This is a genomic window from Pseudomaricurvus sp. HS19 (assembly GCF_009857815.1).
Classification (GTDB): domain Bacteria; phylum Pseudomonadota; class Gammaproteobacteria; order Pseudomonadales; family Cellvibrionaceae; genus Pseudomaricurvus.
The window spans coordinates 1205199-1219374 of record NZ_WVVW01000001.1 but is presented as its reverse complement, the minus strand read 5'-3'; the positions used below and the strand labels follow the sequence as shown (position 1 = coordinate 1219374).

Sequence of the window (14176 nt, the reverse complement as noted above, 5' to 3'; positions counted from 1 at the left end):
ATTTTTAATGCGCGATTTGGCAAAAATGCCACATCTGTCCTGCGCTGTGTTTGTAGTAGTCTGGGCGCAGAAGAATCGTGCTGTAAATGACAGGTGAATTAAAACAGGTGGATTCAAGAGGGTCCCGGCACAGTTAGGGTTAACGCCGAAAACCTGAATCCCAAAAACATAAATAACAACAGTTGCCAGCAAGCAACGGATTGAACAAACAGTTTCGGAAAATCAAAAAAAGTAATTGATGGCTCGCAATCCCCGCCCTTAGTATGGCTGGCGGCAGGATCAGCAAGCACTGGGATCTGTGTGAGCTGAAAACAATCATTGAGCGATAGCATCGGTTGTTTTCAGATCAGGCAAATAAAGCAATACCAATAAATAAAAAGCAAAAAAACTATAACAAGGAGCATCGATAACATGCTGAATAAACCCTCCCAAGCACCTCTGGCTCGTGCTATCAAGGCTGTAAACAAAGGCGGCAAGTCAGCTGCAATTGTTTCATTGTTGGCCTTGGGTGGCGCGGTAGACGTAATGGCTCAGGATACTGGTGGTTCCACCGGTTTCGCTCTCGAAGAGGTCGTGGTTACCGCTCGTCGTAAAGACGAAAGTTTGCAGGATGTTCCTCAGACTGTTAACGCCGTCGGCAGCGACACCTTCGAAAAACTCAACATCCTGAACTTTGAAGACATGCAGTCCGTGGTTCCCGGCATCTCCCTGGATTCCGGCTCCAACGGTTACACCACCGGCGCCAGTATGCGCGGTATTGATTTCCGTATTGAGGCCCAGTCTTCCCCATCCGTTGAATTCTATCTGAACGATGCGCCTGTAGAGTCCAACCAGATCTTCACCCAGGTATTCGATATCGGTCAGGTGGAAGTTCTGCGTGGTCCACAGGGTACCCTGCGTGGCCGTTCTGCACCCTCCGGTGCGATTACTGTAACCACTCGCGACGCCAACCTGTCCGAGTTTGAAGGCTACGTGAATGCTACTGCGACCAACAAAGGCGCTACCAACTACCAGGGTGCTGTAAACGTACCGCTGGTTGAAGACAAGCTGGCACTGCGTGTGGCGGGTGTTGTCGACGAGAACGAAGCCAATGGCGTCAAGAGCATGTTCAGCGATCAGGAGCCTGACGTTGATACCACTGGCTACCGTTTCACTCTGGGCTTCGCACCGACCGATAATTTCGAAGGCTCCCTGATGCATCAGAAGATGGAGGTGGATCGTCTGATCTTCCCGCATCATGCTGGTGAAGCGCGTAATGGCGCATTGGCAAACTTTGGCGGTGGCTTGTCCCATCACGACTTCGGCGCCATTGCTCCGGAGGATCGTCGCAGTGTTCAGGCATCTCCCAACAAGACAGATAATGAACTTGAAGCCACCGTGCTGAACCTGGAGCTGACTGCTGTTGGCCAGGTCTTCAATTACGTGGGGCAGGTGAGTAAGTTCTCCAACACTGGTACAGGTCCACAGGATTTCATTAACTGGATTGGTACATCCAATGGAGAGACCAACGATCTGAGTCCGGTTTTGGGTGCTCCTCCCGGCTCGGGAATTATTGTCGCCTCTACAGTTGATGAGTGGTACCAGGAGCTGGACCTGTGGCAGGATCAGGAGTCCCATGAGATCCGCATCTCCTCCGAAGAGCCGCTTGGTGACTTCTTCGACTATACCGCGGGCGTTTTCTACCAGAAGAAAGAGGGTGAGAATAACCTCTTCTCACACCGTTTCCTGGGCGCGTCACCGTTCAGCCCCTTTGTTTACGGTCCGCTGGCCAGCATTCTTGACCCAAGTGGTACTGCCGTTGGTGCCTATATCCTGAATGTGCCTATTCAGACAATGTCTACCACCGAAGAGACTTCGGTTTTTGCCAACTTCACTTTCTACCTGACAGACAGCACCGAGCTGGCTATCGGTGGTCGTCAGATCTGGTTTGAGACCAAAGAAGACAAGCTGCTTGTGGCGGGCAACGTGTTGGACGATCAGTCCGGCAAGGATGAAGAGTTTATCTGGAACGTGGCGTTGTCCCACCGCTTTGCTGATGACTTCATGATGTACTCCAACGTGGGTACCGCAGTACGTCAGGGGCCAAACGCCACTGTAGGTGTTAACTTCTTCAATGGTGTGCCTTTCCAGGGCGGCATGGACCGGGTTACCGGCCAGCGTGAAAACGAGCGTTCCATTTCCTATGAGGTGGGTGCCAAGTGGGACTTCATGGATGGTCGTGGTCGTCTGAACGCCGCTTACTACTATCAGGACTTTGAAGGCTACTTCTACTATACCCCGGGTGAAGTTCGTTACCTGACTGGTAGCACTGGTAATGAAGACGTGGATACCTTCAACTTCACCTCCAACGCTGATACCGTCGTACAGGGTATCGACTTGGATGCCAGCTTCCTGATTATGGAAAACTGGACCGTATCCGGTGTGCTGGCCTGGATGGACAGCGAAGTGAAGGACGATATCCCATGTAACCAGACTCCTGACAACTTCAGCCCGACCAGTCAGATCAACTTCTGTTCCGGTGGTCTGTCCGCCAGTACCCAGCCTGAGTGGACAGCGTCTGTCACCTCTGAATACAGCATGCCAGTGACTGACATGATGGATGGTTACGTACGTGGTATCTACTCCTGGCAGGGTGAGAACGATAACAAGCACGAAAACACTGTTATCGATTCCTACGGTCTGCTGAACCTGTACTTTGGTGTGCGTGACGGTGAAGGCACCTGGGATGTGCAGATGTTCGTCAAGAACGTAACCGGTGAAGATGAAACCGTGCGCTATGACGATATCGAGATCGGCGAGGGTAGCAACCTGAGCGCTCTCGTTGGTGGCGGCTACCGCGAAGTAGAGGTGACTCCACGTCGCGAAGTGGGTGTTAGCCTGCGTTACAACTTCTGATCCAACATCGCTGACAAGCGATAGCTAAAAGGCCGGTACCCGCGAGGGTACCGGCCTTTTTCGTTAGTGGTGACCGCGGCGATAGCTGTGCCTGACAGACGCTCGCCCATCATCTTCATACGAGAGCGATCGGTAATTAAGTGCTCCGGTGTCAGATAAGGCCCATAGAAAATTGCCTTGATCCGTCAGGGGAGCGCCCATTTATGGCATTGCTCGCTGGCGTATTGTCATCTCCTGGTTCTTCAGGTTGCCCCTCGGGCCGGGGTCTATTTACAAAAATTGTGTTTGTCAGTGATCTGTAAACGTTTACATTATTGCGGTCCACGGTACACTAGGGGACTTACGTATTATGCCTGTGTGATCGTTGTCCCCTCGGACGGGGTAGTTTTCAAATAACTATAAGCATCTCATCGCTGCATGAGAGGAATCGGATAATGAATCGAAGAGAGTTTCTCCAATGTGCTGCCGTTCTGCTGGGTAGCGCCGGTATAACCCCAGCCACCTTTGCCCTTACTCCTGAGCAAATGACCTACCTGGCAGCGGCCGACGACTACGTCAAACAACCGGCCAAACTGTTTTCCGTCGGCCAGAGAGCCATTGTCGCAGCGGCGGCTGAAATTATTATTCCCCGTACCGACACGCCCGGTGCCATAGATGCCGGTGTACCGCACTTCATTGAATTAATGGTGCAGGATTGGCTCAATGACGAAGAGCGGGCCATTTTTCTTAATGGTCTCAGTGACCTGGAAACACGAATTCCGCAAGAGTTTGGTAAATCCTACGACCAGTTGGCGCAGGAGCAGCAGTTGGCTGTGCTGGAGGGTCTTGAGGCGGCAGCCAGTGACAGCCCCTGGTATGTCCAGGGCAATGTGCGGCGAGCCTTTATCAGCGATGCCCCTTTTATCTGCCAGCTGAAGGAGCTGACGATCTGGGGCTTCTTTACTTCCGAAGCCGGCGTAAAGCAGGTGTTGCGTTACAACCCAATGCCAATGAAGTTTGATGGTCACTACCCCCGCAATGGCGAGGATAGTGCCTGGGCGCCATTTGCTTTTTTCAGCTGATTACGTGACTCGTCGACAGATAAGAAAAATTGGATAGCCAGATATGATTACCGCAAAGAATTTTGATTTTGATGCCATCGTCGTTGGGTCAGGTATTACCGGGGGATGGGCCGCCAAGGAGTTGACCGAAAAAGGCCTTAAAGTCCTGGTGCTGGAGCGCGGCCGCGATCTGCAGCACGGCACCGGCTATTTGGGTGAACATGCCCCAAGCTGGAAGATGCCTTTTAACGGCAAGAGTGATCGTAAGGTAGTAGAGGAAGAATTTCCGGTACAGAGCAAGGTCTACGCCTTTCGCACAGCGAATCGACATTTCTGGAATAACGACAAGCAGAATCCCTATGCGATGGATGAAGGCACACCCTTTGAGTGGTATCGCGGTGGCGTGGTAGGTGGTCGTTCGTTGATGTGGGGACGCCAGACCTACCGCTGGAGTGAGGACGATTTCAAGGCTAACGCCCGGGATGGCCATGGGATCCCCTGGCCAGTGGGCTACGAGGATATCGCTCCCTGGTACAGCTATGTGGAAAAGTTTATCGGCGTTAATGGCCGCAAGGAGGGCTTGCCACAGCTGCCCGATGGTGAGTTTCAAAAGCCGATGCCCTGGTTCGCGATCGAGGAAACCGTCCGGGACCGACTTAAAAAGAATGCCCCGGAACTTACCCTGACCAACGCCCGTACCGCGATCCTTACCGAAGATCTGCCGGGGCGCTCCGCCTGCCACTACTGCGGGCCTTGCGAAAATGGTTGTTCTACCGGCAGCTATTTCAGCTCCCAAAGCTCAACCTTACCCGCAGCGCGTGCTACCAGAAACCTGACCATCCGACCCAATTCGGTGGTGGAACGTCTGGAGTATGACGAAACAGGCAAGCGTATCAGCAAGGTGCATGTTATCGATTCTGAAACGCTGAAACGTCATGAATTCAGCGCACGGGTGGTCTTCCTCTGTGCTTCAACCATCGGCTCTGCCCAGTTGCTGCTCAACTCCACCAGTGCAGCATTCCCCAATGGCCTCGGCAACAGCAGTGGTATGCTGGGGCGCAATCTCATGGATCACTTCCTGGGATTGGGTTCCGTGGGCATATTTATGGAGCACCAGGATAGCTACTACTACGGCAATCGTCCCACCGGCCTCTATATCCCGCGCTTCCGCAACCTGCCGGGGCAGGACGAGGATCCCGGTTTTGTGCGTGGTTACGGCTATCAGACCATGGTGAACACCAGCAACTGGACCGGCAGCTTCAATCAGAAGGGTTTTGGGGCCGGCTTGAAAGACAATCTGCGCAAGCCACCGGCAGGCTGGATGTTCGTTGCCGCAGGCTTTGGTGAGTGTCTGCCCAATCCCAATAACCGTGTCTACCTCAGCAAAAAGAAAGATCGTTACGGTATTCCCCAGGTGGCGTTTGAGTTCAGCTGGGGAGAGAACGAAAAAGCCATGGCCCGGGATGTTCACGCCCAGGCCAAACGCATCATGGACGCCGCCGGTGCGGCCTTCAGCATGTCACTTGGAGATCCGGAGACACTTTCGGTACCCGGTTCCGGCATTCACGAGATGGGCACTGCACGTATGGGTAACGACCCGACACAATCGGTGGTGAATAAATACAACCAGGCTCACGATGTTCCCAACCTGTTTATCACGGACGGCTCCTTTATGAGTTCCTCCTCCTGCGTGAATCCCTCCCTGACTTATATGGCCTTTACCGCACGCGCTTGTGACTACGCCGTCAAACAGATGCAGGCTGGTACCATTTAACCACCGGTGAATACGACTACAGCCTGGCTGTGGTCGTATTCATGTCTGCCTTCAGGCACGTAGCCATACTTGTTCCCATCGACCTGGACACAATAACAACAAGGAAAGATGTCTATGAAAGCTCTATCGGTCGCGCACGGCTTCTGTATCCGCACTGGTACCAGCACTCAGGGCGTAACCCGTTCTGTATGCCGGTATGTGTTTCTGTTTATCCTCAGTGCTGTGGCGCCATGGGTTGTGGCAGGTAATGATGCGGCTGATATCCGCTTTCTGAATGACATTCCGCTGCATACCGAGGCCGACAATGTGCCGGATGTGGAGGAACAGTGGAGCCTGCGCACTCCGGAGGCGCGTGACGTGCGCAATGTGACCAGGGCAACCTTGACGCCTCTGTTGCCGGCGCCCGGCAAGGCTACCGGGGCGGCGGTCATTGTCGCACCGGGAGGAGGCTTTCTGATGTTGTCTATCGACAGCGAAGGCTATCAGGTGGCGCGCTGGCTGGCACAACACGGAATTGCCGCATTTGTACTGAAGTACCGCACACGCACCACGGCCGAAGACCCCGAGGTATTTCAGCAGCAGCTGATGGATTTGATGAGTAATGTACCCACGGAAAAGCCGCTGGACGCGACTGCTGAAGCGGTGGTGGATGGTCAGGCTGCAGTGCGCCTGGTGCGTGAGCGCGCGGCAGAGTGGGGTGTTGATCCGGATCGTGTAGGATTTGCCGGCTTTTCCGCAGGCGCCATGACGGCAATAGGGGTAGCGTTACAGGACGACGAGGGCTCCCGCCCGAACTTTATTGCCCCTGTCTATCCGCCCATGATGAGTCGCACAGTACCTGGTTATGCGCCGCCCATGTTCCTGGCCATTGCACTGGATGATCCTCTGTTCGCGGAAGGTAAATCACTGGGCCTGATTGATGCCTGGCGCAAGACCGGCAAGCCGGTTGAAGCACATCTCTACACGACCGGCGGTCACGGTTTTGGTATGCAGGGTAACAGCAAGGCCTCCGCCCAGTGGATCCACCAGTTTTATGGCTGGATGGACGATCAGAGGCTGCTGACCAGGCAGGCGGCAACGTCAGGTTCGGGCCACCGTGGCTATTCTGTTGCCGGGAGTTCAATCGGTGAGCTGGTGGATAATCCCGCAACTAAAGCCGTTCTTGACCAGCACGTCCCCGATATCACCAATAGTCGCTATCTGCGAATGATCCGGGGCCAGACGCTGAGTGGTTTGCAGGCGCAAGCCGGCGATAGCTTGAGCGATGAGGTACTGGCCGCGATTCAGGCAGACCTTGACCTGCTTGATGGCTCTGGCCGGACGCCATAATCGGGTCAGGGTTTTCAGCCTGCACGGCAGCGGGGATAGAGGTAGAATAGGCCCACTGTTTCAGAACGGATTCAACATGGTCACCATCAAAGACGTTGCCCGGCTTGCCGGAGTTTCCATCGCCACGGTGTCACGTACGCTTTCCAAACCCGACAGTGTCGCTGAGGCGACCCGCGAGAAGGTGATGACGGCAGTTGCGAAAAGTGGTTACGTAACCAATGCGCTGGCCAGCAACTTTCGTCGTCGCCAAACCAACAACGTGGTCGTGTTGGTGCCGGATATCAGCAACCCCTTTTACGCTGCTGTCATTCAGGGCATAGAGAGCAGGGCCATGGAGGCTGGCTACCGCATCCTGCTGGGGGATACCTTGCACAGTCGGGAGCGGGAGAAGGCCTATGCCCAGCTGGTTCGTCAGCGTCAGGCGGATGGACTTATCTGCCTGGGACGCGAGATTCCGGTGGACCGCGAGCTGAATCGCAAAAGTGCAGACGACTCGCTGCCGGTTGTTATGGCCTGCGAATACTCCGGCCCCCTCAAAGTGCCCAGCGTTGTTATCAATAACGTGCAGGCGGCCCAGGATATGGTGCAGCACCTGTTAAGTCTTGGTCACAAACGCATAGGCTTTATCAATGGTCCCGAAGATTCCCCGCTGTGTGTGGGCCGCCTGCAGGGCTATTGTGACGCCTTGCGAGTCGCCGGTATTGAGGTGAAGCCAGCACTGATCGAGGCCGGCGACTTCAGTCTGGCATCCGGCTACGAGGCCGCCCGACGTCTTTTCAAACAGCGCAGTAAACCCACTGCCCTGTTTTGCGCCTGTGACGAGATGGCAATCGGTGCAATGCACGCGGCCCGGGATCTGGGCATGGATATCCCCGGCGATCTTGCCATCGCAGGGTTTGATGATATTGATGCAGCAGCCTACAGCTACCCGCCCCTGACCACCGTAAGACAGCCACGCAGTGAGATCGGGCAGACTGCCATGGCGCTGATGCTGGAGGCTCTGGGAGAAAAGCCGCCTATGCCGCGATTGGTGATATTGCCCCATGAACTGGTGGTGCGGGCATCTACAGCTACACAGTAGGGCGATCCGCCTTCTCTCCCGGCAGTGGCTGCCTCACTTCTTGCCGTTAACTGTCAGTGGTGTGCCTGGCTCGCCAATCACCGCAGGCTGCTGCCCACGACGTTTGCGATCCAGCATCCAGATGACACTGAAGACCGGTAACAGAAGCAGGGGGACGAAGGCGACGGCCTGGAATGATTGTACCGAGGCGTAACGCACGGCTTCACTCATGGCTTCCGGACTGAGTGTGGCCAGTGCGGCTGCGCCGCCGGCAGCTTCTGCCTTGGCACTGTCAAAAACAGCCCCCATCTGCGGCAGCACAAATTGAATGGACATGCCGCCGGCAAAGCCCATCAAGCCCATTGCCAGCGCACCACCGCGCGTAAAACGCTCAGCCGTTATTGCCAGCATGGTGGGCCACATGTAGCAAACCCCGATACCCCAGATGGTGGCGGCACCAAACGCCAGCAATGGCGAACTGGCTTTACTCAATGCATAGAGCCCGACTGTAGCGGCGATGCAGGAGACAAACATCAGGCCCACTGAAGAGATACGTTCAACGATGGCGCCGGCAAAATGGCGCATCACAAACATCAATGCGCTCACATACACCAGCAACAAAATGCCCTGCATCCCCACAATATTGGAGAGAGCCATGTTTACCCACTGGCCGGGCGCCAGCTCGGTGGCCGCCGTGAGCCACATGCAGACCCAGAACACCCAGAACAGCGGACGACGGATCAATTCAGCCAGCATACCCTGGTAGCTGACCCCGGCAGCAACGCGTTCGGTGACCGGGAACTGTGCCCGCACCACCAGCCATGCCATCACCACAGACGGCAGCATCAGGATCAGCAGGTTGAGCTGCCAGGGTAAGCCAACGCTGCTTATGGTCACACCCAGTAGACCGCCAACCACAATGCCGGCGGGCCACCAGGCGTGCAGGATATTAAGGCGATGGGTTTTCTCTTCGGGATAGAGGGCTGCCACCATGGGATTGGAGGCTGCCTCAACGGCGCCCCAGCCGAGCCCCGTTAGCAGCAAGCTGCCGAGAACCAGGCTCTCCGCCAGTTGGTCCGCCGGTAGCAGTGAGGCCACAACCAGGCCGACAGAGCCGAGTACGTAGCCGAGCGCCGACAGCAGAAGCATGCGTTTCATGCCGATCAAATCCACAAGCGCGCTGCCAAACAGCAGGGTCAGGGCAAAGCCGGTAAAGGTCGCCCCCAGTGCTTCACCCACCCTGGTGGCGGACGTCGCAAGGTCAATCTGGTCGTAGATATTGGCTTGCAGATCCGGCGCGATGTTGGCGCGCACAGCAAAGCCGAGGCCGATCATGAAAATCGACAGGTTGCCGATCAGGTACAGGCGCTGTCGATTGATGGCGGTGTTGTTCATAGGCTCCACCTTGCGGATTTATCGTTGTTATTATCAGGTCCGTTTACCCTGTAGCGTTATCAGGGCAAACGGTTGTCAGGCGTCTCTGTGTTAAGTCTGGTTACCTACCTGGCACAAACGCCGTCGGTAGTTGCCCATGTCAGGGCTTGCTGGATAAGGCTGAGGTTATTGGCATCCTGGTAGACTTCAGGGCGATGTCCAATGGCGGAATAGAACGCGCGCCCCGCACCGATGCAGCGGCTCCAGACGATGGGGTGATCCTCGCCCATGCGCAGGTCCTGACCGGAATAGCCCACGGGAACATAAGTGGATTCATCCAGGGTGGCGATAACATCGGCGCCGTTCAGGCGCGGGCTTTCGCGGAACGAGTACCACTCATCTTCCATATTCCAGCCAGGCATCAGGGATTTGCCGATACCACTGCTGGTGGCTTCCACGTTAATCCGGGCATCCTGAAATTGCGGGTCGGCCGGGTGGCCAATAAAACGGGCGCCGAGCAGGGTATTGGCATACCAGTCCCACAGGTAAAGCGTGTCTCCACCGGAGCCGTGGATGCCCACGTAACCACCACCGCCATTGATGTAGTCCTCAAACGCCTTTCTTTGGGAAAGGGTCAGGGCGTCACCACTGACGTTGTTCCAGATAACCGCATCGAACTGCTGCAGGATAGCTGGGGTAAAGATCCCGCCGTTGTTGCTGACGGTGACGGCCCAGCCCTGCTGTTCAGCAATTTTCCGGATGGCCTCTGTGGCAGCAGTAACCGAAGGGCCATGATCAAAACCATTGATCTTGGTGAACACCAGCAGCCGGGCTTTTGCATCAGCCACCGGCAGCTTTTGCAGGTCCGCGTCGTAGCGTTTGCAACGGGACATCCTGTCAGCATCGGTGACCTCCAGCTTTGCCAGTTCCGCGTCGATGGCCTCAACTGTCTCCCCGGGTGCTCTCAGCATCCCGGCGATATTGCGCAGGGACATGATCGTGCCGAAGGAAGGCACTTCGGTGCGCGTCATCATCTCCGGCAGGCCGCTGATTCCCGGGAGCTTACTCTCGGCAATGGCTTTGGCCTGCGGGTTGTTGAGGATGTCGATAAAAGGCAGTTCGACGGAGTAGGGGGCATCACGCAAGGGGCAGTCGATAATCTCTGCGGCCAGGGAAGTTACGGGTGTGACCATCGCAGCGGCCACTATCATGGTTGCCTGGACAGCCCTGCGGCTAAGTTGCTGTAGCAAGGTACGACCCTTGCGATCACGGGGAAAACACATCATGTCAGGCACTCCTGAAACTTTTTTAGTTATGCTGTCAATCGGCCAGGCCGAGTATGCGGCGATTGCTGGCCTCATCGGCACCACTGCTTGCGAAGTCATCGAAGGCCTTGTCGGTGGTGCGGATCAGGTGGCGGTTGATAAACTCCACTCCCTCCCGGGCGCCATCCTCGGGATGCTTCAGGCAGCACTCCCACTCCAGCACCGCCCAGCCGTCGAAACCGTACTGGGTGAGCTTGCTGAAGATAGCGCCGAAATCAATTTGGCCGTCACCCAGGGAGCGGAAGCGGCCGGGTCGATCTTTCCAGTTCTGGTAGCCACCGTAGACGCCGCTGCGGCCATTGGGATTGAACTCGGCATCCTTGACATGAAACATGCGGATACGGTCGTGATAGATGTCGATGAACTGCAGGTAGTCCAGCTGCTGCAGCACAAAGTGACTGGGATCGTAGAGCATGTTGCAGCGGGGGTGATTACCGGTAGCGTCCAGGAAACGCTCGAAGGTTACGCCATCGTGCAGGTCTTCGCCGGGGTGAATTTCGTAACAGAGATCCACGCCGGCGGCATCGAAGGCATCCAGTATGGGTAGCCAGCGCGCAGCCAATTCAGCAAATCCGGTTTCCACCAGACCGGCGGGGCGCTGTGGCCAGGGGTAGTGGGTATGCCAGAGCAGTGCGCCGGAAAAGGTGGCGTGGGCCTTCAGTCCCAGGTTGTGGCTGGCCTTGGCGGCCAGTAACAATTGCTCCACAGCCCACTGCTGGCGTGCCTTGGGATTAGCGCGTAATGCCTCCGGTGCGAAGCCATTGAACAGCTCGTCATAGGCGGGATGAACGGCAATCAGCTGGCCCTGCAGGTGTGTGGAGAGTTCGGTGATGACCACACCGTTTTCCGCGCAGACACCGGCCAGCTCGTCACAGTAGTCCTTGCTGCTGGCGGCCTGCTGCAGGTCGATCAGGCCGGACTCCCAGGTAGGGATCTGTACTCCCTTGTAGCCCAGCTCTCCGGCCCAGCGGGTTATATTGCGCAGATTGTTAAAGGGCGCTTCTGTACCGGCAAACTGTGCCAGAAATATTCCCGGGCCTTTGATACCGGAGCTTGTAGTGCTGTCAGCCATGGTGGCTCCTATGGTTAAACGGGTGTGATAACAGTCAGTACTGTGGCAGCGAGTGCCATTTCTTCTCGCTGTTACTGGCCGCCACGGCGTGCTCAATAAACGCCATGCCTCTCACCGCATCTTCAATGCCCGGGCAATCCATCGCTCGTGCATCCGGTTGACAGCCGCTCTCCCTGGCACGAATTTGCCCGGCAAAGGCCATATAAAGGTTGGCAAAGGCTTCCAGGTAGCCTTCCGGATGACCGTTCGGTGTGCGCGTGTTGGCGGTTGCGAGCTCGCTTAGGTAAGGCATGCCGGTGCGCAGCATTTGCGTGGGTCGGTCGTTCCACTTCAGCCACAGGGTATTGGGCTCCTGTTGCGACCAGTCCAGGCCGCCCTGGTCACCGTAGATACGGATACGCAGGTTGTTCTCTTCACCGACACTGACCTGACTGGCAATCAGTACCCCTTTGGCACCGTTGTTAAAGCGCAGCAAAATCGAACCGTCGTCGTCCAGGGTGCGGCCGGCAACTACGGGGGCCAGGTCGGCACACATCTCACTGATCTGCAGGCCGCTGATGTATTCCGCTAAATGGGCAGCGTGGACGCCGATATCGCCGATAGTGCAGCTGATACCCGCCTGCTGCGGGTCCAGTCGCCAGCTTGCCTGCTTGTTGCCGGACTCTTCCTCGCGCCCGGCCAGCCAACCCTGGGGATACTCCACCACAATCTTGCGGACGTTCCCCAGTTCGCCAGTGGCAATTCTCTGGCGTGCTTCTTTAACCATGGGGTAACCCGCATAGGCGTGAGTCAGGCCATATAGCAGGCCTGTCTCTGCCACCAGCTCCCGCAAGCTCAGCGCTTCATCGAGGCTGAAGGTGGCTGGTTTGTCGGACATAACGTGGAAGCCCGCGCGCAGGGCAGCCTCTGCCACAGCAAAGTGGGTGTGGTTGGGTGTGACTATGGCGACAAACTGCATGCGCTGATCAGTGGGCAGGGTTTTCTCCCTGGCCATCATCTCCTGGTAGCTTGCGTAAACCCTTGCCGGTGGCAGGTGCAGTGCGGCACCTGAACGGGCAGATCTGTCGGCGTCGCTGCTGAAGGCACCGCATACCAGTTCGATGTCACAGTCCAGCGCAGCGGCCCAGCGATGTACTGCGCCGATAAAGGCACCTTCGCCGCCGCCCACCATGCCCATGCGGATTTTTGTCATGGCTTGCTCACCTCGAGACTCAGGCTGTTCACTGTTGACCCTCAACCGTTACAGGGGCCTCGGCACAGGCATTGCCGCTGAAGCCGGCAGCCCAGCTGACAGCTTTTTCCAGCAGGGCAACGTATTCCGGCTCCTGATAGCTCTCTGCTGTGTGACCGAGTGCGGAGTAGAGGGCGCGGCCCTTACCGGGACAGTGTTTCCAGATCAAAGGATGGTCATTGCCCATGTGCAGATCCTTGCCGCGAAAGTCCGGTTTGTAGGTACTTTCGTCGATGGTGGTGAGCACGTTATACCCTTTCAGCCGTGGACTCTCTTCAAAGGAGTACCACTCATCGGTGCGTAACCAGGGGTTGGGCAGGTGATCGACTATAGGGTCACCTGACTCAGGATGCAGGGAGGCTTGCTGGAACTGCTCCGGGAAGGGGTGGGCAGTAAAGCGGGCTCCGACCAGGGTGTTGATGTACCAATCCCAGTCAGATGAGCTGTCACCGGCGCCGTGCAAACCGACCCATCCGCCGCCGTTACGGATCCACGTTTGCATGGCTTCCCGCTGGTCGCTGGTGAGTACATCGCCGGTGACGTTGTTCCAGATAATCGCGTCAAAGCGGGCCAGGTCGTGGGCATTATGAACGGCCCCATTCTCGGTGATGTACACCGACCAGCCGTTTTTCGTGCCCAGCTGCCGGAACATCTCCTCCGCCGCGGGAATCGCGTCCTTGTGAATAAAGGCGTTGGTCTTGCTGAATACCAACAGGGCGGGGCGGGTGATCTCAGGGATGGCTGGGGGCACCGTTTCATAGACCGGGCTGCGCAGGAAGCCATTGGAGCGCATATGGTAGACCACGCTTATGGCGATGAGCAGGATAATGACCAGCAGGGCAATGAAAATGCGGAAAAGCCAGACTTTCCAGCGGTTGGGGCGAGGCATATTCGGTTCTCTGTTTATTGTATTTGGCCCGCGGGATCGCGGATACAGCTACTCTGCGCGGTAGTGCTGTATGACACAAGCCGAAGTTATTTTAATTTTAGCATCGAAAGATGTAAACGTTTACATCTTTAAGTGTGTGAGCTAGGATGTGCTGGAGGTCGGGATACGCCGGCCCGAATCATCGTCA

The 14176-nt window shown here is 56.4% G+C and carries 10 protein-coding genes; 5 read left to right on the top strand and 5 right to left on the bottom strand.

The window, feature by feature from the left end; translation table 11 throughout:
* The first annotated feature begins 525 nt into the window (after positions 1-525).
* From GSF27_RS05455 to GSF27_RS05435, 5 genes are all read left to right on the top strand, one after another.
* Positions 526-2895 carry a TonB-dependent receptor gene (locus GSF27_RS05455; protein WP_160966452.1) on the top strand — a complete coding sequence of 790 codons (2370 nt, stop codon included), beginning with the start codon at positions 526-528 and terminating at the stop codon, positions 2893-2895.
* A 434-nt stretch (positions 2896-3329) separates the two neighbouring features.
* Positions 3330-3956: a gluconate 2-dehydrogenase subunit 3 family protein gene (locus tag GSF27_RS05450; RefSeq protein ID WP_160966450.1), complete on the top strand. Its 627-nt coding sequence runs from the start codon at positions 3330-3332 to the stop codon at positions 3954-3956.
* Between the two features lie 43 nt (positions 3957-3999).
* Positions 4000-5709: a GMC family oxidoreductase gene (locus tag GSF27_RS05445; protein WP_160966448.1), complete on the top strand. Its 1710-nt coding sequence runs from the start codon at positions 4000-4002 to the stop codon at positions 5707-5709.
* 114 nt (positions 5710-5823) lie between these two features.
* Positions 5824-7038 carry an alpha/beta hydrolase gene (locus tag GSF27_RS05440; protein ID WP_160966446.1) on the top strand — a complete coding sequence of 405 codons (1215 nt, stop codon included), beginning with the start codon at positions 5824-5826 and terminating at the stop codon, positions 7036-7038.
* A gap of 76 nt (positions 7039-7114) precedes the next feature.
* A complete protein-coding gene (locus tag GSF27_RS05435; RefSeq protein ID WP_160966444.1) occupies positions 7115-8119 on the top strand; it encodes a LacI family DNA-binding transcriptional regulator in 1005 nt (334 codons plus the stop codon).
* A 33-nt stretch (positions 8120-8152) separates the two neighbouring features.
* Here GSF27_RS05435 and GSF27_RS05430 read toward each other — a convergent pair whose 3' ends face one another.
* From GSF27_RS05430 to GSF27_RS05410, 5 genes are all read right to left on the bottom strand, one after another.
* Entirely contained in the window at positions 8153-9493 is a 1341-nt protein-coding gene (locus GSF27_RS05430; protein ID WP_160966442.1) for a sugar MFS transporter, read from the bottom strand.
* A 104-nt stretch (positions 9494-9597) separates the two neighbouring features.
* Positions 9598-10758 (bottom strand): ThuA domain-containing protein, encoded by a 1161-nt coding sequence (locus GSF27_RS05425; RefSeq protein ID WP_202410269.1) that lies wholly within the window; start codon positions 10756-10758, stop codon positions 9598-9600.
* A 34-nt stretch (positions 10759-10792) separates the two neighbouring features.
* Positions 10793-11869, bottom strand: a complete 1077-nt coding sequence (locus GSF27_RS05420) for a sugar phosphate isomerase/epimerase (RefSeq protein ID WP_160966440.1) — start codon at positions 11867-11869, stop codon at positions 10793-10795.
* Positions 11870-11903: 34 nt separating this feature from the next.
* On the bottom strand, positions 11904-13061 hold the full coding sequence (locus tag GSF27_RS05415; protein ID WP_237457349.1) for a Gfo/Idh/MocA family protein: 1158 nt from the start codon (positions 13059-13061) through the stop codon (positions 11904-11906).
* A gap of 28 nt (positions 13062-13089) precedes the next feature.
* Positions 13090-13989: a ThuA domain-containing protein gene (locus GSF27_RS05410; RefSeq protein ID WP_160966438.1), complete on the bottom strand. Its 900-nt coding sequence runs from the start codon at positions 13987-13989 to the stop codon at positions 13090-13092.
* Positions 13990-14176 lie beyond the last annotated feature (187 nt).